Below are 18,325 nucleotides of genomic sequence, written 5' to 3' on the forward strand. Positions count from 1 at the left end.
CCCGCAACTGGCCCTGGGCCGACGCCTGGCGGCAGTTGTTCACCACCCTCCACGCCCCACCCGACAGCCGCTGACCTGCCGTTATCCACCGCCCGCCAGGGCCCGACCGGAACCGAACACGTGGAAAAGCTGGGCAGACCAGCCGATCACCCCTGCCCACAGGCGGCCGACAACTCAACCGTCCTCCCGAAAAGACCGAGAGATCGACCTCGATACACCATCGGTGGATCGAGGCTAAGGGGAGACCCGCCCGACCTGTCGCCGACAGAGGCGCCGCACACGCGGCGCCTCTGTCGGCTTGTCCAGCGGAAACCACCGCCTCGGCCTGGGAGGCCGCACAGAGCGGCGCGTTCGAGTCGCCCTCAACCGGCGGTCGATGACTGGACAGGCTTTGTAGATCCATACGCCCGGGCAGCCGGGGCCTCGTCCAGTGGGGTAAGCGAGCGCCGCGGAGCGGCTGTACTCGCGTTGCGGTGACGGCCAACTCTCCGGCGACGAGCAGGGCGGCTCCATCCTGTTCTCCCGCGAGGCACCCAACGCGCTCGAGGCGATTCTGTCGGCCATCGCCGATAGCGCGGGCAGTGGACTGGTGGTGACTGGCGTCATGGAGGACCTGGTGACCATCGGCGACATCGCCGAGAGAACCAGCAGGCCGGCCCGAGCGGTCGAGCAGTGGACGACCGGTGAACGCGGGCCCGGAGAGTTTCCTGCACCAGTCGTCCATCGCGCCGGTCGGGCTGGACTTTACTCATGGGCACAGGTTTCTCGCTGGCTGGCCGACGCCGCCCTCCGGGGAGATCGACTCAGCTGCCGTGGATGTCGCCGCCACCGCTGATATGGGTGCAGGCCGATAGCCGCCCGCCCTGCGGGCTACGGGGGAAGCCCACCTAGCTGGCGGAACAGGTGGGACGCGCTCCGCAGGGCGGGGGCCGTCTACGGGTGCGACGGGGTGCGCGGCCTGTCGACGTGAGGCAAGGGCCGGACGATAGGGCGGCCCGCCCGACGCGCAGCGTCGATCATGTATCCGTGGTCGACGGCGATCCGCGCCCACACCGCCTTACCCGCGCCCACCGTCTCAACGACGTGATCGGGGTGCGGGACAGCAAGGCCCCCGACAGCGGCCACCTCGCGCTCTCCCCACCAGACTTCGCCCACCTCGTTGCCGCTGTTAAGCGGGGACAACTGCACCCCTAACCCCACGAATATCGCGAACGACCTGATCTTTGGGCGGGGCCGTTGGCGTGTTCTGGGTGGTCTCGGGCTTTTCTGGCCTTTCTCCGTCTGGTCGTTACGGGGGCTTGCGGGAGTGTTCACTTGGGGCGGGTGGGCGCTTCACTCGGGGGGCGCCATGATCATCTGGATGGTGATCGGCGAGAGGGGCGTCCGTGCGCGGGGTCGTGGCCGGGGTGGTCGTGGGCGGGGTGGTCTTGGGGGCGGCCGTTCCGGCGGGGGCGGTGGACGGGGCCGGGTCCGGGGAGCGGGCCGATGAACGGGGGCTGCCGTCGTCCGAGGTCGGGCCGGTGCGGTTCACCTCGCTGGAGCGGACCGCGCCCGGGGTCACCTTCCGGACGTTCGAAACATCCGGGATCGGTGGGCGGGTTCTGGGTGACCTGCTGGACGTGGATCTGCGCAATCCCGGGGTCTCCGTTGGCTTGCTGCGGCCGCCCGTGGTCGCCGCGCGGCGGGCCGTTTCCGAGATGGCGGACGCGCAGAACGCCGTGGCCGGAGTGAACGGGGACTACTTCGACGTCACCTCGACGCACCCCGGGGTGGCTCCGACCGGGTCATCTTCTGGGCCGGCGGTGGACGGTGGGCGTCCGCTCAAGGGGGCCGTGCCGGACGGGCAGCGGTTCGGGCCCGCGCTGCCGCCCGGTACGTCCGCCGAGGACGTCATCGGCGTCGGCCGGGACGGGCGCGGTCACGTCGCGCGGCTCCGTCTGACCGGGGACGTCCGGTCGGGGAAGAAGTCGATCGCCCTGCGCGGGCTCAACCAGTACGCGATCCGTGTCGGCGGGGTCGGTGCGTTCGACTCGCGGTGGGGAGAGGCGTCCCGGCAGCGGGCCGTCTGCGGGACGGACGAGGTCCGCGGCGCCCCGTGCAGCACGAACACCGCCGAGGTGACCGTGCGGCGGGGCGTGGTGACGGGGGTGTCCGGCACGGTCGGCGCTGGTGCTATCCCCGATGGGACGACCGTGCTCGTCGGGCGGGAGAAGGGCGCCGACGCGCTGCGGCGGCTGCGGGCCGGTGACCGGGTGCGGGTGTCGTACCGCTTCACCGGGCCCGTCCGCTTCCGGTTCGCGGTCGGCGGGTTCCCGATCCTGCGGGACGGGCGGCCGCCGGCCGGCCTGGACCCGAACGGCCCGGCGCCGCGCACGGCGGCCGGGGTCAGCCGCGACGGCGGGCACCTGTACCTGATCGTCGCGGACGGCCGGTCGGAGCGGAGCGGCGGCCTGACGGTCGCCGAGCTCGCGTCCCTGCTGGACAGGGCCGGTGCCGACGACGCCGTCAACCTGGACGGCGGCGGCTCATCGACGTTCGTCGCGCGCGTTCCCGGCGCCGTCTCGGTGACCGTCCGCAACGTCCCGTCGGACGGTGCCGAGCGGGCCGTCGCCAACGGCATCGGCGTGTTCAGCCGCGCTTGTCCTGGTGGCGCTTGTCGCGGACGTACATGATGGCCGCTTTCCCCTCGCCGGGGCTGCGGCGCTCCAGCACGAACAAGGTCGTCGCGCTGATCAGCTCGCTGAGCTTGGGGTAGCCGTAGCTGCGGGAGTCGAACTCGGGGCGCTGCTTGGTGATGATGTGCCCGACCGACGCCAGCGGGGCCCATCCGTCCTCGTCGGAGGCCGCCTCGACGGCGTTGCGGAGCAGGTTGACGAGCGCGGTGTCCTGCTTGAGCTTCGCGGCCGGTGTCGGCGGCGCGGGCCCGAGCGCGGTCGCGGCGGGCGCGGCCGCGCCCTGGTCGTAGGCGAGGTTCTCGATGTAGATGAACTTGTCGCACGCCGCCACGAACGGTTTGGGCGTCTTGCGCTCCCCGAAGCCGTAGACGGTCAGCCCGGACTCGCGGATCCGCGCCGCCAGCCGGGTGAAGTCGCTGTCGCTCGACACGATGCAGAACCCGTCGAAGCGGTCGGAGTACAGCAGGTCCATCGCGTCGATGACCATCGCCGCGTCGGTGGCGTTCTTGCCGGAGGTGTAGGCGAACTGCTGGATCGGCTGGATCGACTGGTCGAGCAGGTGCTCCTTCCAGCCGCGCAGGTTCGTCCCGGTCCAGTCGCCGTAGGCGCGCTTGACGTGCGCGGTCCCGTACTTGGCGACCTCGGCCAGCAGCGCCTCGACGATCCCGGGCTGCGCGTTGTCGGCATCGATCAGCACCGCCAGCCGGTCGGCGTTCTCGCTCACCATCCGCCCTCGTCCACCATCCGTCGCGCCTCCCCTGGGTCACCGAAACGCTCCCAAGTACATCAGACGGCGGCGAGGATGGCGCCGAGTGCGGCTGCGCCGTCGAGGAGTGCTCTGGAGCGGGCTTCGATTCCGGCGTCCCTGGCGTCCAGCGCGTGGGCGACGTCCTCCAGCCGCCGGGCGCCGCGCAGCTCCGGCATGAGGGCGCGGAGCGGCTCGATGCGGTACCCGGCGCGGCGAAGCTGGTGAACGATCCGCGCGTCCCGCACCTGGGCCGGTGTGTAGCGGCGCGCTCCGGCGGCGGGGTCGCGGTCGGGTACGACGAGCCGCTCCCTGTCCCAGTGCCGCAGCGTCGACGGGCGGACGCCGAGCGCGGCGGCGAGTTCGGAGATGCTCATCGAGTCCGAGGCGCGCACGTCGTCCACCGGCTCACTGGCGATCGCCTGGACGGCCTCCCTGGCCAGCCGGACCTCCACGCGCTCGTTGTGGAGGCGCGCGTGCGCCGCGTCGAGAAGGGCGAGCGCGCGCGAGGCCGGGCCCTGGTGGAACGCCCGGACGATCCCCTTGGCCTCGACCGGGCCGGCGCCCGCGGCGAGGGCCCGGTAGGCCAGCGCACAGCGCGCATGCAGCTCCCCGTAGACGCGGTAGCCCGTCGCGGTGCGCGTCGCCGGCGGCAGGACGCCGTCGCGTTCGAGGTTGCGCACCTGCTGGACGGAGTACCCGGCGCGCCGTGCGACGTCGACGGTGCGCATACCGCGCGAGTTGAGACCTGACACCTAGAAACCCCTCAGTACCGGCTCGCAAGTCTCCACAAGCACTTCAATGCAACGCTAGAACACATGACGATGGATGAGATCATCGACTTCGTGGCGGGCCTCGACGGCGTCCTGACCCTCAAGCCGGGACCCGGCGACGGCTCCCCCGAGCTGAGCTGGGGCGACGCGTTCTTCTACTACTCCCCCGACGGCACCGTCCCGGCGAACGCCCAGCCCTTCGCGACGATCGTGACCAAGGACCATCCCGGCGACGACGCGTCGCGCCTGGACCGGCCGGACGCCTTCCGCGTGAACATCTCCGCGGGGAAGGAGGCGTTCACTCAGTGGACCGGGCATGCGCCCCGCGAGCGAGCCGGCGCGCACGAATCAACCGGCGCGCACGAATCAACCGGCGCGCACGAATCAACTGGCGCGCACGAATCAACCGGCACGGGTGCCGACCCCGGCACCGCCGACACCGTGATCGCGCATCCCGTCTACGGGACCCTCGGCTGGCTGGCGGTGGTGAACCCGGGCCCGCGCACCGAGGCCGCGGTCCGCGAGCTGCTGGACGCGGCCTACCGCCTCGCGCGGGCGCGCCACGAGCGGCGCGCGGGCGTGGCGGGAAGCTGAGGCGTCAGGCCGTCTTGCGGGCCACTGCGCCCCACAGGGCCGCCGGGGCGGACGCCTCCAGGTCGGAGCGCGGGCGCCACTTCGGGACCTCGACGACACCCGGCTCGATGAGCTCCAGCCCGTCGAAGAAACCGGTGATCTGCTCCCGGTCCCGCAGCGTGACCTGCTCCGCCGACTTCTCGTTCATGGCCCGCTCGAAGGCGGCCATCTCCTCGGGGAAGATGTCCTTCGCGGTGTGGGACACCACCAGGTGGCTGCCCGGGGGGACGGCGTCCATCAGCGTCTTCGTGATCCCGTAGGGGTCCGCGCTGTCGGCGACGAAATGGAGCACGGCGACGAGCATGACCGCCACGGGCTCGGAGAAGTCCAGCGTGCGGGCCGCCTCCCGGAGGATCGTGGCGGGGTCGCGCAGGTCGGCGTCGATGTAGGCGGTCGCGCCCGCGTCGCTGCTCGTCAGCAGCGCCTCGGCGTGGACCAGCACGATCGGGTCGTTGTCGACGTAGACGACGCGGGACTCCGGCGCGACCGCCTGGGCGACCTCGTGGGTGTTGTTCGCCGACGGCAGGCCCGTGCCGATGTCGAGGAACTGGCGGATCCCGGCCTCGGCGACGAGGTACTCCACCGTCCGCGCCAGGAACGCGCGGTTCGCCCGGACGGACTTCCCCGTGGACGGGAACGCCTGCAGCCCGGCCTCGGCGGCGGCGCGGTCGGCGGCGAAGTTGTCCTTGCCGCCGAGCCAGGCGTCGTACACCCGGGCGGGATGCGGGATGTTCGTGTTGACCCGGGAAAGCTTGTCCTGGCCTGGCGACTCTCCGTCCGATGCCACGGACTCCTCCTCAACCGCCGCTACCGATATCGCGCGATCAGCATATAAGCGTCCAATGGCCAGAAGCAGGTCGACCGAGGAGGGACAGGGAATCCAGGTCCCGGGCGTGGTGGGCGTGGCGGGCGGTCATGGTGCAGAACATCTCGTCGCCGCGGGGGGTGCGCTCGACGAGCATGGAGGCGCCGATGGCCATGACGATGCCGTGGAAGGTGTGGTGGCGGTAGGCGGTCCAGCAGTCGTCCCAGCTCAGGGCGACGCCGCGGGACGTCAGCGCCTCGTGGTAGCGCTGGACCAGGGCCTGCTCGTGGTCGCGGCGGATCTCGGTGGGGAGGCTGGAGCCGAGGAAGTAGGCGAGGTCGGCGAGGCCGGGCCCGTAGGCGCAGGTCTGCCAGTCCAGGACGGCGGTGCGCGGCCCGCCGAACAGCAGGTTGTCGGCGCGGAAGTCGCCGTGGGACAGGGTCAGCGGCCCCTCGCGGGCGGTCAGGTAGGACGGCAGGGAGGGCAGGAAGTCCTCGATCAGCGCGATGACGTCGGGGCCGAGGTCGGCGGCGTAGCGGTCCTTGAAGCCGGTGTAGAGGTCGGTGACCATGCCGGCGGTGAAGGCGGCGGCGTCGGCGTCGTGGCGGTTCAGCCAGGGCAGGGCGGCGAGGTCGGGGTTCTCCCAGCCCGCGGCGTGGAAGGCCGCCATCTCGGTGATCGCCGCGGCGGCGTCCTCGACGCCGATGCCCGCGAGCTGGTCGCCGGGCCGCGCCGGGGCGAGGTCCGCCAGCAGGACGGTGTACTCGTCCTCCTCGGCGGCGTACGCCGAGAAGTAGCAGGTGGGGATGCCCGCGTCGAGGCCGCGCGCGAGTTCGGAGTAGAAGCTCGCCTCGACCTCGTAGGTGCGGATGGCGCGGGCGGCGGCGCGGCTGGACGGGTCGGCCGCCGGGACCTTCGCGACCATGGTGGACGGGAGGGACGTCTCGTCCGCGTAGGTGAGGTGCAGGCGGAGGCTGTCGGAGACCTGGCCGGTGCCCACCGGCTCGGTCCGGACGGCGGTCACCTTCGTCTCCAGAGCGCCGGACAGCCAGGACGCCGTCAGCGCCCCGGCGCCGGACACCGGCGTCATTCGTCCTCCCCCGCCAGGTGGGTCCAGCCGTGGTCCTCCCAGCCGGGGGGCTGGTGCCATTCCGTCCAGCCGTGGCCGGTGCGCCCGTCCTCGGTCTCGAACCGGCACAGGGCGCGGGGGAAGCGGGCGTCCCGGCCGTCGGGGGACGTGACGGACACCGGCGCGAAGGCCACCGGCGTCACGGTCATGGGGGCGCCGGGGAAGCGGAGGTCGGAGCGGGCGGGCAGGCCGTCGTCGAACACCGTCGCGGCGGAGAAGCCGTCGCGGTGCTCGATCTCGCCGTCCGGCGGGACGGCGAAGCACGGCCACGGCAGCGGGACGCCGACGTTGGCCTGCATGCCGTGGACGAACGTGCCGTCGGAGAGGCGGCCGGACGTCCACAGCCAGGAGACCTTCCACCAGTCGCGCTCGCCCCAGCTGTGGTCGCGCTCCCCGGGCGCGTCGATGCCGATCTTCTCGCCGGCCACGCTGACCAGGCCGGAGACCGTGCACGGGATCTCGTAGCGCGGGATGTCCTTGTAGGGGTAGGCGCCGCTGACGGTGTCCCAGCGCAGGTCGAACGAGAGCCCGGCGGTGCCGGTGGCGGGCCCGGTCGGGTCGGGATGCACGGACGCGGTCCCCCGCAGCGTGATCCGGGCGGGGCCGAAGGGGTCGGGGATCTCCTGGGTGGCGGTGTAGCCGTCGCCGTCGACATCGGCCGTTCCCGGCTTGGGAAGCGGCGCGTCGTTGTCGGCGATGAGGAGGAGCGGCTGCCCGGGGCGCACCAGCGCGGCCCAGTACCAGGCGCGCTCCCAGTTCGGGTAGAGGCCGAGCCGGACGTACCCGGCGATCGAACCGTCCGGGGCGGCGAAGTCGAAGTAGTAGGACTCGTTCCACAGCTGCTCGGGGCCGGGTTCGTGCAGCCCCTCGTCCTCGGGCGTCAGGTTCCAGGTGCCGTGCTCGACGATCCTCGCCATGGACCCTCCGAAGGTTCCGAACGCGATTCTAGAGCGCCGATCCTAGCTTCGGCGGCCCACTTCGAACAGGCCCCGGCGCCGACCGGTCCGATCCAGTTCGGCGTGGCCCGATCCGCCGCGGCGCGGCCCGCCCGGCATATCCGGAGGCGAAAGGGCGGAATCGTCCAGGGACTCGCGTCCCATCCTTTTCGGGACGCGAGTCCCTTGCCTCTTCGGCGGACTGTCCCGGCCTTCCAAGGGTCAATTCCCCGTCCATTCCCGCGCTTTGCCCGCCGACCGGGTCGCATGCCTTCCGGGGCGTGCGCCGGAGCGGCCTGATCCGGCCACGGCGCGCGCCGCCACAGCCCCCGTGCCGCACCGCCGCCTGGCTGCGAAATATGCCGCCACCTGCGGCGACATGAGACGGCGGGACGGTTCCGGCGTGCCGGAACCGGCGAACGGCCCGGCATGAGCGACCAAGATCACAAGTCTGGGCGGGACGGGATTGGCAACGCGCCAATTAATATCGGTGGCGCTTGCGGCGGGGCCTGGTTCGGGGGCGGACTGCGGGGGTGTCGATACCGGGTGGAATTCTGGAGTCTGATCGGGGGCGCATTGCTCACCGGACTGGTGAGCATGATTCCGGAGGCGCTGACCGAGGAGCTGCGCACGCGGGGCGTGCTGCGACAGCAGCGTGAGGGGGCGCGGCTCAGCGAGATCGCCGACCGGCGCCGGCACGCGGCGCAGCTCGCGTACCTCGCCGAGAAGCACCGGCGGGAGGAACTGCTGGTGCGCTACCGGAGCCGGGCGGCGCGCTACCCGCTGGGCGAGGTCGGGCGGCTGCGCGACCTCACCGGCGACGACCGGCGGCCCGCCGTCCTGGTCTCGCCGCCGGTCCGGGCGGGCGACGCCGTCCGGCGGCGCATTCCGGGCCTCGTGCACGACGCGCTGCACGACGTGGACGGCTTCGTCCGCCACGCCGCGCTGCACACCGGCGCGTTCGTGAGCGACGGCGGCGTCAGCCGGGCCATCGAGGGGTCGGTCGGCGCGGCCGAGATCAGCGCGCTGGAGTTCTCCGGGCGCCCGGCGATCCTGGTGTACTTCGAGGCCGACGGCGACCGGCTCGACGCGTTCGCCTACCTCGGCTCGGTCTTCCCCACCGAGGACGGCCCCGCCGGGTTCCCGGTGCGCATCGCCGGCTTCGCCTGGGGCGGCGGGCCGACGACGCGGGCGGACGGCTCCCTGCCGACCTGGCCGCACGTCAACCTCCGCGAGCTCGACCACCCGGACGAGATGGTGATCGCCGCGCTGGTCGCCGCGTTCGTGGTGAGCTGCGTGGAGGCGTACTGGCACATGCAGGGCGTCCGCGGCCTGAGGCTGCGACCGGCTCCGGCGCCGCCCTCGCTCGCATCCGCCTCCCCCGCGCCCTCCTCCCCTGCGCCCCCCTCGCCCGCGCCCCCCTCGCCCGCGCCCTCCTCGCCCGCGCCCTCCTCGTCCGCGCCCTCCTCCCCAGCGCTGCGGGGCCGGTCGCTCATCGACAGCGTCGCCGAGGACGGCTCGGTGTTCGGCCACCGCGTCGAGACGGAGGCACTGGCGCTGCTGGACCTCGGGTTCCAGCCGATCGAGACCGTGGAGTACGGGCCGGACCGGGTGGCGCTCATCGCGTCGCGCGACGACCTCGCCGTCTCCTTCCTGCTCGACGCGGACTTCCCCGCGAGCCCGCCCGAGGTGTTCTACGTCGACGCCGGGGGCCGCGAGCACGTCGCGCTCGACCCGGCGGTCTGGTCGCCGCGGCACAGCCTGGCCGAGATCGTGGAGGCGCTCCGGTGAGCGAGCACTACATCGTCCGCGTGTACGAGTCCGAACTCGAACTGATCACCGACGAGACGTCCGGCCACCACGAACTGGAGACGGGCGGCAACCTGTTCGGCCTGTTCAGCCACGGCGGCGGCCCGACGGTGTTCCTCGCGACCAGGCCGGCGGGCAAGGTCGGCAAGTCCCCGACGTCGCTGGCGCTCGACCCGGAGGTGACGCGGCTGCTGGAGCAGCTCGCCTGGGAGCGGTTCGGCGTCCAGTCCATCGGCATGTGGCACTCCCACCACTGGATCGGGCTGATGGAGCCGAGCCGGGGCGACCGGGAGCGCACCCGCCGGTCCGCCGAGCGGTACCACCGCCCGCAGTACACCGAGATCCTCGCGAACTTCGTCGGCGTCCAGGGGACGGCGGACACGGCGGTCCAGCTCACCCCGTTCTTGTACGTGGACGCGCGGAAGCTGGTCCGCGCCGAGGCCGTCATCCAGGTGCTGCCCGGCGTGAGCCCGCTCCGCCGCGCGCTCGCCGAACTGGACGTCCGGCCGCCGCTCACCGAGGCACTGCGGCCGCCGGGCCAGGTGCCGGCGCACGCCTACCGGCTTGCGGCGTCCCAGGGAACGGCCTCCACCCGCCGCCGCCGGCGGCGGCGGCTTCCCGGCCAGGGCATCGGAGAAGAGCCCGGCGCGGGCATCGACGAGGTCGCCGACGACCGGCCGGAGGGGCCACCGCAGGGCGCGGACGCACCGCAGGGCGGGGAGGCGCCGCCCGCGGACGGGACGGCCGCTCCGGACGGGGCGGCTCTCCCGGCACCCGCCGAAGAGCGCGTGGACGCCGGACCGGAGGATGCCGGGCCGGAGGATGCCGGACCCGAAGACGCCGGACCGGAGGATGCCGGGCCGGGGCCGGTGCACCCGGGCCTGCGGCCGATTCCCGACCTCGCCGACTACGTCGTGCGGTACGTGCAGCCGGTGACAGGGCAGCTCCCCGCCGATTACCAGGTGGAGCTCGAACCGAGCGGGGAGCACGAGGTCTTCGTGATCGTCAGGCTCCGCGGCGGTCGCAGCCAGGCCGTGATACGCACCGGGTGGGACGGCCGCCGTGCCGTCGCCACGCATTGCCGGATCCAGGCCCCGCGGAGCCACGTCGACTGGCCGCCGGGCCTGCACGGGCGGACGTTCGAGCTGCACGAGCCGCTCTCCTGGAGCATCCAGCACCTCGGACGCCTGCCCTGAGGCGGGACGGGAAACGGGAAGGGGACACACTTGGCCTGGGACGGCTACCAGCAGATGCGGCTCGCCCAAGAGCGCGCGGGCCTGCGCCGGTACTGCCCTTCGTTCAGCTTCTACGACACGCTGGGCGACACGTTCGTCGCCGGGCACTGGACGAGCAACAACAACCGGTTCTACCGCATCCAGATCGACGTGCCGCCGGGGTACCCCGACGAGTGCCCGAGCACGTACATCACGGCCCCGCTCCCGCTCATGGACTGGTCCGGGACCAGGACGATCGAGTCGTACGGGAACAGCCACGCCATGCACGTCTGGCAGACCGACCGGCCCGGCTGGCCGAAGATCTGCACCTACCGGCCCGCGACCTGGTCGGCGGCGCACTCCATGCTCAAGGTCATCCGCAAGGCGGAGCTCTGGCTGTTCGCCTACGAGTGCCACCTGCAGGAGGGCCGCCCCATCCAGGACTTCCTCCTCGACGCCTGATCCCCGCGCGACGACCGCGGCCGACACCCACGGGAGCCCCCATGAGTGACAAGCACGACGACATCCGACGGTTCATGGAGGAGACGAAGCGGCAGGGCGGCACCCCGCCGGCCGGCAAGCGGCTCGTGCAGAACCCGCAGACCGGCAAGTTCGAGGTCCGCACGGTCGGCGAGCGGCTCGGCGACGACGTCCCGCAGTTCGACGCCGAGGACATGAAGGCGTTCGGACGTGGCTGAGCGCCTCCCCCGGCACCTGGTGTTCACGGGCGCCGCGATGGCCGTCGCCGCCGGCGCCGCGGCCGGGCGGGCGCCCGCCCGGCTGGCGCTCGCCCTGCGCGACGGGGGCGACCTCGGCGTGGTCGACGGGACGCCCGGCCACGACGTGCTCGTCCTGCCCGGCGAGCCCGCGGACGGCCGCCCGCCCGCCGAGCCGGGCGTGCTGGCGGTCTGCTGGCAGGACGGCTCCGGCATCCGGGCGCACCGCGTCGCGGACGCCCGAGCAGGCGCGGGCGCCCCGGACGCCCAGGCGGGTGCGGGCGACGGGCCGCTCGACGGGACGCTCGGTGAGCCGATCGGGACGACGTGCGTCCCGGCCGAGGCGGACGCGCTGGAGCGGGTCCACGGCATCCTGGAGACGGACGTGCTGAGCCGCCGGTCGGTGGCGGTGCTCGGGCTCGGTTCCGGCGGCGGCTTCATCGTCCGGGAGCTGGCGAAGGCCGGGGTGGGCCGCTTCCTGCTGCTCGACCACGACCGGCTGGAGGTCGGGAACGTCTCGCGGCACGAGTGCGGGCTCTCCGACGTCGGGCGCCTGAAGACGAACGCGATGCGGGACGTCGTCCACGACCACCATCCCGCCGCCCGCGTCCGCACCAGCGAGCTGCGGATCGGCGGCGCGACCCGGCACGAGCTGCGCGACCTGCTGCGCGCGGAGGAGACCGACCTCGTCGTCTGCGCGACCGACAACCGGGAGAGCCGGCTGCTGGTCAACCGGCTGTGCGTGCAGGAGGGGCTGCCGCTGATCCTCGGCGGCGTGCACCGGCGCGCGTACGGCGGCATCGTGCAGCGGGTGGTCCCCGGGGTGACGCCCTGCTACCAGTGCTTCGTGCAGGCGCTGCCTGCGGAGGCCGCCGACAACGAGATCGGCAGCGCGGGCGACGCGGCCCAGGTGTCCTACACCGACCGGGAGGTGGCCCCGCAGCCCGGCCTGTCGTCCGACATCGTGCCGATCGCCCTGCACATGGTGAAGCTGGCGCTGCTGGAGCTGCTCGGCGGGGAGTCGCCGACCTTCGCCTCGCTCGCCGCCGACCTCGTGGCCCCGATCCACCAGTGGATCAACCGGCGGGAGTTCGGGCACGCGGGGCTGCCGCCGATGGGGGTGTCCATCGACGAGCAGAGCGTCCTGCGCTGGTACGGCGTGCTGCTGCACCCGCTGGACGACTGCGCGGTGTGCGCGGTCCCGGCGGAGGTGAGCGAGGAGGACGCCGCCGCGTTCGGCGGCTGAGCCGGGGGCTGCGTCACCGCCGCCGGAGAACGAGCCGGAGAACGAGCTCGGGGAACGGGCCGGGGAACGGGCCCCGGTATCTCACTGGACGGGAGGTGCGGGCGGTAGCGTGCCGCGCGGGCGGTTACTCTACCAAACAGTTGTTAGAAAGAAGGTGCTCATGGATCTTGAGTTCGGGACGGCGGACGAGGCGTTCCGCGCGGAGGTGCGGGAGTGGCTGCGCGCGCACGTCCCGGCCGAGCCGCTGCCCTCGCTGGAGACCGAGGAGGGGTTCGCGGCCCACCGGGAGTGGGAGCGGACGCTCGGCGCGGCGCGCCTCGGGACGGTGTCGTGGCCGGAGGAGTACGGCGGCCGGGGCGTCTCGGTCCTGCAGTGGCTGGTCTTCGAGGAGGAGTACTACGCGGCGGGCGCGCCCGGCCGGGTCAGCCAGAACGGGATCAACCTGCTGGCGCCGACGCTGCTCAAGCACGGCACGCCGGAGCAGCTCGCGCGGATCCTGCCGCCGATGGCGGCCGGCGAGGTGATCTGGGCGCAAGCGTGGTCGGAGCCGGGCGCGGGCAGCGACCTCGCCGCGCTGCGCGCCACGGCGACGCGCACCGACGGCGGCTGGCTGCTGGACGGGCAGAAGACGTGGAGCTCCCGCGCGGCGTTCGCCGACCGGGGCTTCGGGCTGTTCCGGTCGGATCCGGAGTCGTCCCGCCACAAGGGGCTCACCTACGTGATGTTCCCGCTGGACGCCGAGGGCGTGACCGTGCGCCCGATCGGGCGGCTGGACGGCAAGCCCGCGTTCGCCGAGCTGTTCCTCGACAAGGTGTTCGTCCCGGACGAGGACGTCATCGGCGCGCCCGCCGACGGCTGGCGGGTCGCGATGGCGACCGCCGGGAACGAGCGCGGGCTGACGCTGCGCAGCCCCGGCCGGTTCACGGCGGCGGCCGAGCGGCTCGTCGAGCTGTGGCGGGAGCGCGCCGACCCGTCCGACACCGCGCTGCGGGACCGGGTCGCCGACGCCTGGATCAGGTCGCGCGCCTACCGGCTCAAGGGCTTCGAGACGATCTCGCGGAGCGACGACGTCGGCGCCGAGTCCAGCCTCAACAAGGTGTTCTGGTCGGAGCTGGACGTGGCGCTGCACGAGACGGCGCTCGACCTGCTCGGCCCGGACGGCGAGGTCGAGTCGGAGTGGCTGGAGAACTACGTGTTCTCGCTCGCCGGCCCGATCTACGCGGGCACCAACGAGATCCAGCGCAACGTGATCGCCGAGCGGCTGCTCGGCCTGCCGAGGGGTTCCCGATGAAGTTCGTTCTGGACGCCGAGCAGCGGATGTTCGGCGAGACGCTGCGCCGGCTGCTCGCCGACGCGGGCACCGCGAAGATCGCGCGGGCCTGGGCGGCCGGGGACTCCGGGCCGGGCCGGGCGCTGTGGACGGCGGTCGCGGAGGCCGGGGTGTTCGCGGTCGCGGTGCCGGAGGCGTTCGGCGGCGCCGGGCGGCTGCCGGTGGAGCTGGCCGTCGCGGCGGAGGAGCTGGGCCGCGCCGCCGCTCCCGGGCCGTACGTGGAGACCCTCGCGGCGGCCGAGCTGCTGGGCGAGTCGCCGTGGCTGCCGCGCATCGCGGAGGGCGAGGCGGTCGTGACGCTGGCCGTCCCGCACGCGCTGGACGCCGACGCCGCCGACCTCGTGCTGACCGCCGACCGGGTGGAGCGCAAGCCCGGCGAGGCGCTCGCGTCGCTCGACCCCGCACGGCGCCTGTTCCGCGTGGAGGGCGGCGGCGGGTTCACCGACTTCGGCGTGCTGCTGTGCGCGGCGCAGCAGATCGGGCTCGGGCAGGCACTGCTGGACGTGTCGGTGGAATACGCCAAGACGCGGCAGCAGTTCGGCCGCCCGATCGGCGAGTACCAGGCGATCAAGCACCACCTGGCGACCGCGATGGTGGAGCTGGAGTTCGCCCGCCCGCTGGTGTACGGGGCGGCGCTGTCGTACGGGACGCCCGACTTCGCGCGGGACGTCTCGGCCGCGAAGGTCGCCGCCTCGGAGGCGTCCTACGGGCTGGCCAAGACCGCGCTCCAGGTGCACGGCGCGATCGGCTACACCGACGAGTACGACCCGTCGCTGTGGATCCGCAAGGCGCGCGCGCTGTACTCGGCCTGGGGCTCGGTGGCCGAGCACAGGGCCCGCGTCATCGCTGCTCTGTGAGCTCCTTGAGCTCCACGCGGCGGACCTTGCCGGACGCGGTCTTCGGGAGGTCGTCCACGAAGACGACCTCCCTGGGGACCTTGAAGTTCGCGAGCCGCTCCCGGCAGTGCGCGATCAGCTCATCCGCCGTCGCGGTCCTGCCGGGGCGGAGCCGGACGAAGGCGCGCGCGACCTCGCCCATCCGCGGGTCGGGCACGCCGATGACGCCCGACTCGGCGACGGCGTCGTGGCGGGCGAGGGCGTCCTCGACCTCGGCCGGGTACACGTTGAACCCGCCGACGACGAACATCTCCTTGGTACGCCCGGTGATGGCGAGGTTGCCGCGCTCGTCCAGGCGGCCCCGGTCGCCGGTGTCGAGCCAGCGGTCGCGGATCGTCTCGGCCGTCGCCTCCGGGTCGCCGAGGTAGCCCTGCATGACGTTGTAGCCGCGGACGAGGATCTCGCCGTCGGTGCCCGGCGGGACCGGCTCGCCCTTCTCATCGACGATCTTGACCTCGACGTCGTCGATGGCCCGGCCGGACGTCGTCGCGATCGTCTCGTCGTCGTCGTCCACCGAGCAGGCGGTCACGGTGCCGGACGACTCGGTCAGCCCGTACGCGGTGACGACCTGCGGGAACAGCTCCTCCTTGATGCGCCGCACCAGCGCGACGGGCACGTCCCCCGCGCCGGTCACGGCCAGGCGCAGGGAGGAGAGGTCGCGCTCCTCCCGGCCGGGGGCGTCCAGCAGCGTGGTGTAGATGGTCGGCGGGCCGGGCAGCACGGTGATCTTCTCCTGCTCGATCAGCCGCAGCGTCTCCGGGACGTCGAAGGTGCGCTGGAGCACCATCGCGGCGCCCTTCAGCACGCACGCCAGCACGCCCGCCTTGTAGCCGAACGTGTGGAACATCGGGTTGACGATGAGGTACCGGTCACCGGCCTTCAGGCCGGTCCGGCTCGTCCATGCCGCGTACGTCCGGACGTTCTGCTCGTGGGTGATCACGACGCCCTTGGCCCGGCCGGTCGTCCCGGAGGTGAACAGGATGTCGGCGACGTCGGACGGGCGGACGGCCGCCGTCCGCGCGTCGGCCTCCGCCGCCGGTACGGCCCCGGCGGTGAACTGGTCCCAGGAGTCGACGCCCGGCCGCGCGGGTCCGTTGAACGTGACGATCCGCCGAAGGTCCGGCAGGCCGGGGACGGTGCCCGACTCGTCCAGGCCGAGCATGCCGGGGTAGTCGATGCCGAGGAAGCCGTCCTCGACGAACAGCATCACCACCTCGGCCTTGGTGAGCGGCCACCGGGCCTCGTCGCCCTTGTACCGCGTGTTCAGCGGGACGAGCGTCGCGCCCGCGCCCATGGCGCCGAGCACGGTGACGATCCAGCGCAGGCCGTTCGGCGCCCAGATCGAGACGCGGTCGCCGGCGTCCACACCGGCGCCGATGAACGCGGCCGTCGCCTCGCGCACCAGCTCGCGCAGCTCCGCGTACGTGACCCGGACGTCGCCGTCCACGACCGCCTCGGCGTCCGGGGAGTCCTGCGCGGCCCGCTCCAGCAGACCCGGAATCGTCAGCTCGCTCATAACCCTCCATGATGAGCGCGGCGGGTCCGGCCGGGCCAGGGCGTCCCGCTCACCGGTACCCGGCGAGCGCAGGCGATCGCACGCCTTCTCGCGCAACGTGAGGCTTGTTCACTTTCGTCCGGATCGGTGTTTCACTCGGGAGAGAAGCGCGGACCCCACCCCCGGTCGAGGTGCCCATGCCCTTGCGACTGTCCCTGCGACGCTCCCGCCCCCTCCCCGCCGCCCTCACCCTGCTGCCCCTCCTCGCCGCCCTGCTCACCGCCGTCCACCCCGCGGCACCCGCCCACGCCGACGCGGGCACGGGCGGGGAGGTGCGCGGCTACGTCGACGCCCACAGCCACCTGATGTCCTATGAGGCGTTCGGCGGCCAGGTGCTCTGCGGCAAGCCGTTCGACCCGCGCGGCATCCAGGAGGCGCTGCGCGACTGCCCCGACCACGCCGGCAACGGGGTGTTCGCCTGGTTCGAGAACTTCATGCGGCACGGCACCCCGTTCGGGACGCACGACCCGGACGGCTGGCCGGCCTTCAAGGACTGGCCCGCCTGGGACTCCCGCACCCACCAGCAGGTCTACTACACCTGGCTCGAACGGTCCTGGCGCGCCGGACAGCGGATCCTCGTCAACCACCTCGTCGCCAACCGGCAGCTCTGCGAGGTCTATCCGCTCAAGCGCAACGCGTGCGACGAGATGGACGTGATCCGGCTCCAGGCGAAGCGCATGCGCGAACTGGAGTCCTACATCGACGCGCGGAGCGGCGGCCCCGGCGAGGGGTGGTTCCGCATCGTCCGCGACTCGGCCGAGGCGCGCCGGGTCATCCAGGACGGCAAGCTCGCCGTCGTCCTCGGCATCGAGACCTCGGAGCCGTTCGGCTGCCGGGTCATCGCGGGCGTCCCGCAGTGCACCCGCCAGGACATCGACCGCGGCCTGGACGAGGTGAAGCGCCTCGGCGTCTCCTCGATGTTCGTCTGCCACAAGTTCGACAACGCGCTCTGCGGCGTACGGTTCGACGGCGGAACGACCGGCGCCATCGTCAACGCCGGCAACTTCCTCGGCACCGGGCGCTTCTGGCAGGCCGAGACGTGCACCGGCCCCGTCCACGACAACGCCATCGCACCGGCCGGCGCGGTGGACGACCAGGTGGCGGCGTTCCTGCGGTACCTCGGGAAGGCGGGCATCACGCTGCCGCTGTATCCGAAGGCGCCGCACTGCAACATCCTCGGACTGACCGGCCTCGGCGAGCACATGATCCGGGGCATGATGGACCGGCACATGATCGTCGAGATCGACCACATGAGCGGCAAGGCCGCGGGCCAGACCCTCGACATCCTGGAAGGCGCGCACTACTCCGGTGTGATGTCGTCCCACAGCTGGACCGACGAGCACTACATGGGCCGCATCTACGGGCTCGGCGGCATGGTCGCCGGGTACGGCAACGCGTCCGACCGGTTCGTCGCCGAATGGAACCGCAACAGGCAGTACCGCGACCCCCGCTACACGTTCGGCTACGCCTACGGGCTGGACGCCAACGGGATGGGCGCGCTGCCACCGCCCCGCGCGAACAACGCCGGGAACCCGCTGCGGTACCCGTTCCCGTCCCCGGTCGGCGGCGTCCCCCTCGACCGGCAGCGCACCGGTCAGCGCACCTGGGACGTCAACACCGACGGCGTCGCGAACTACGGGCTCGTCCCGGACTGGATCGCCGACATGCGCGGCATCAGCGGGCAGGAGGTCGTCGACGACCTGGCCCGCGGCGCCGAGGCGTACCTCCAGATGTGGCGCCGCACCGAGAGCTGGTAGCGCATCGCAACCCACACAGAGTGACCTTCCCGCGCCCGATGGTCACGGTACGTGTTTTCCCGGATACTCCATCCAGGAAAGCTGAACGCATACTGTGACCGTCCAGT

The 18,325-nt window shown here is 72.8% G+C and carries 17 protein-coding genes; 11 read left to right on the forward strand and 6 right to left on the reverse strand.

Annotated features, from left to right (window positions below):
* Window positions 1–1,026: 1,026 nt before the first annotated feature.
* Window positions 1,027–1,194, forward strand: a complete 168-nt coding sequence (locus tag CHF16_RS42255; RefSeq protein WP_179271889.1) for a DUF397 domain-containing protein — start codon at window positions 1,027–1,029, stop codon at window positions 1,192–1,194.
* A gap of 191 nt (window positions 1,195–1,385) precedes the next feature.
* A complete protein-coding gene (locus CHF16_RS37165) occupies window positions 1,386–2,672 on the forward strand; it encodes a phosphodiester glycosidase family protein (RefSeq protein WP_218827021.1) in 1,287 nt (428 codons plus the stop codon).
* Here CHF16_RS37165 and CHF16_RS37170 read toward each other — a convergent pair.
* Together CHF16_RS37170 and CHF16_RS37175 are read right to left on the reverse strand one after the other, a co-directional pair.
* On the reverse strand, window positions 2,629–3,402 hold the full coding sequence (locus CHF16_RS37170; RefSeq protein WP_089330885.1) for an NYN domain-containing protein: 774 nt from the start codon (window positions 3,400–3,402) through the stop codon (window positions 2,629–2,631). The two genes, CHF16_RS37165 and CHF16_RS37170, sit on opposite strands and share 44 nt — an antisense overlap.
* Window positions 3,403–3,461: 59 nt before the next feature.
* On the reverse strand, window positions 3,462–4,151 hold the full coding sequence (locus CHF16_RS37175; protein WP_089330886.1) for a MerR family transcriptional regulator: 690 nt from the start codon (window positions 4,149–4,151) through the stop codon (window positions 3,462–3,464).
* Between the two features lie 87 nt (window positions 4,152–4,238).
* On the opposite strand from CHF16_RS37175, the gene CHF16_RS37180 reads away from it, so the two are divergent.
* Complete coding sequence (locus CHF16_RS37180) at window positions 4,239–4,787, forward strand: DUF6194 family protein (RefSeq protein ID WP_089330887.1); 549 nt, start codon at window positions 4,239–4,241, stop codon at window positions 4,785–4,787.
* A gap of 4 nt (window positions 4,788–4,791) precedes the next feature.
* Here the strand turns inward: CHF16_RS37180 and CHF16_RS37185 are convergent, their stop codons facing one another.
* From CHF16_RS37185 to CHF16_RS37195, 3 genes are read right to left on the reverse strand one after another with little or no spacing between them, the layout of a single operon-like run.
* A complete protein-coding gene (locus CHF16_RS37185) occupies window positions 4,792–5,613 on the reverse strand; it encodes an SAM-dependent methyltransferase (RefSeq protein WP_089330888.1) in 822 nt (273 codons plus the stop codon).
* Between the two features lie 37 nt (window positions 5,614–5,650).
* The gene (locus CHF16_RS37190) at window positions 5,651–6,721 is read right to left on the reverse strand and encodes a phosphotransferase (protein WP_179271890.1); all 1,071 of its coding nucleotides are present in this window, start codon (window positions 6,719–6,721) and stop codon (window positions 5,651–5,653) included.
* Window positions 6,718–7,677 carry a DUF7064 domain-containing protein gene (locus CHF16_RS37195; protein ID WP_089330890.1) on the reverse strand — a complete coding sequence of 320 codons (960 nt, stop codon included), beginning with the start codon at window positions 7,675–7,677 and terminating at the stop codon, window positions 6,718–6,720. Before CHF16_RS37195 ends, CHF16_RS37190 begins: the two co-directional genes overlap by 4 nt.
* Before the next feature lie 609 nt (window positions 7,678–8,286).
* Between CHF16_RS37195 and CHF16_RS37200 the strand changes: the two genes are divergently transcribed.
* From CHF16_RS37200 to CHF16_RS37230, 7 genes are all read left to right on the forward strand, one after another.
* Window positions 8,287–9,486, forward strand: coding sequence for a hypothetical protein (locus CHF16_RS37200; protein WP_143228281.1), 1,200 nt, complete (start codon window positions 8,287–8,289; stop codon window positions 9,484–9,486).
* The gene (locus CHF16_RS37205) at window positions 9,483–10,700 is read left to right on the forward strand and encodes a hypothetical protein (RefSeq protein WP_089330892.1); all 1,218 of its coding nucleotides are present in this window, start codon (window positions 9,483–9,485) and stop codon (window positions 10,698–10,700) included. The genes CHF16_RS37200 and CHF16_RS37205 overlap by 4 nt, the downstream gene beginning before the upstream one ends.
* A 30-nt stretch (window positions 10,701–10,730) precedes the next feature.
* On the forward strand, window positions 10,731–11,180 hold the full coding sequence (locus tag CHF16_RS37210) for a hypothetical protein (RefSeq protein ID WP_089330893.1): 450 nt from the start codon (window positions 10,731–10,733) through the stop codon (window positions 11,178–11,180).
* A 41-nt stretch (window positions 11,181–11,221) separates the two neighbouring features.
* Window positions 11,222–11,416: a hypothetical protein gene (locus tag CHF16_RS37215; protein ID WP_089330894.1), complete on the forward strand. Its 195-nt coding sequence runs from the start codon at window positions 11,222–11,224 to the stop codon at window positions 11,414–11,416.
* The gene (locus CHF16_RS37220) at window positions 11,409–12,680 is read left to right on the forward strand and encodes a HesA/MoeB/ThiF family protein (RefSeq protein WP_089330895.1); all 1,272 of its coding nucleotides are present in this window, start codon (window positions 11,409–11,411) and stop codon (window positions 12,678–12,680) included. Before CHF16_RS37215 ends, CHF16_RS37220 begins: the two co-directional genes overlap by 8 nt.
* A gap of 160 nt (window positions 12,681–12,840) precedes the next feature.
* Window positions 12,841–13,971, forward strand: a complete 1,131-nt coding sequence (locus CHF16_RS37225) for an acyl-CoA dehydrogenase family protein (protein ID WP_089330896.1) — start codon at window positions 12,841–12,843, stop codon at window positions 13,969–13,971.
* Entirely contained in the window at window positions 13,968–14,867 is a 900-nt protein-coding gene (locus CHF16_RS37230; protein WP_089330897.1) for an acyl-CoA dehydrogenase family protein, read from the forward strand. The genes CHF16_RS37225 and CHF16_RS37230 overlap by 4 nt, the downstream gene beginning before the upstream one ends.
* On the opposite strand, the gene CHF16_RS37235 is transcribed toward CHF16_RS37230, so the two are convergent.
* Entirely contained in the window at window positions 14,851–16,422 is a 1,572-nt protein-coding gene (locus CHF16_RS37235; protein ID WP_089330898.1) for a FadD3 family acyl-CoA ligase, read from the reverse strand. The genes CHF16_RS37230 and CHF16_RS37235 overlap by 17 nt on opposite strands.
* A gap of 176 nt (window positions 16,423–16,598) precedes the next feature.
* Between CHF16_RS37235 and CHF16_RS37240 the strand changes: the two genes are divergently transcribed.
* Entirely contained in the window at window positions 16,599–18,218 is a 1,620-nt protein-coding gene (locus CHF16_RS37240; RefSeq protein ID WP_245869769.1) for an amidohydrolase family protein, read from the forward strand.
* The last annotated feature ends 107 nt before the right edge of the window (window positions 18,219–18,325 follow it).

This window comes from Actinomadura meyerae, from assembly GCF_900188445.1.
In the GTDB taxonomy this organism is placed as follows: domain Bacteria; phylum Actinomycetota; class Actinomycetes; order Streptosporangiales; family Streptosporangiaceae; genus Spirillospora; species Spirillospora meyerae.

Bases quoted from the DNA above. Each gene is read 5' to 3' on its own strand.
- CHF16_RS37170 (WP_089330885.1), bottom strand. From the start codon at position 3,402: ATGGTGAGCGAGAACGCCGACCGGCTGGCGGTGCTGATCGATGCCGAC.
- CHF16_RS37175 (WP_089330886.1), bottom strand. From the start codon at position 4,151: ATGCGCACCGTCGACGTCGCACGGCGCGCCGGGTACTCCGTCCAGCAG.
- CHF16_RS37180 (WP_089330887.1), top strand. From the start codon at position 4,239: ATGACGATGGATGAGATCATCGACTTCGTGGCGGGCCTCGACGGCGTC.
- CHF16_RS37190 (WP_179271890.1), bottom strand. From the start codon at position 6,721: ATGACGCCGGTGTCCGGCGCCGGGGCGCTGACGGCGTCCTGGCTGTCC.
- CHF16_RS37195 (WP_089330890.1), bottom strand. From the start codon at position 7,677: ATGGCGAGGATCGTCGAGCACGGCACCTGGAACCTGACGCCCGAGGAC.
- CHF16_RS37215 (WP_089330894.1), top strand. From the start codon at position 11,222: ATGAGTGACAAGCACGACGACATCCGACGGTTCATGGAGGAGACGAAG.
- CHF16_RS37225 (WP_089330896.1), top strand. From the start codon at position 12,841: ATGGATCTTGAGTTCGGGACGGCGGACGAGGCGTTCCGCGCGGAGGTG.
- CHF16_RS37230 (WP_089330897.1), top strand. From the start codon at position 13,968: ATGAAGTTCGTTCTGGACGCCGAGCAGCGGATGTTCGGCGAGACGCTG.
- CHF16_RS37235 (WP_089330898.1), bottom strand. From the start codon at position 16,422: ATGAGCGAGCTGACGATTCCGGGTCTGCTGGAGCGGGCCGCGCAGGAC.
- CHF16_RS37240 (WP_245869769.1), top strand. From the start codon at position 16,599: ATGCCCTTGCGACTGTCCCTGCGACGCTCCCGCCCCCTCCCCGCCGCC.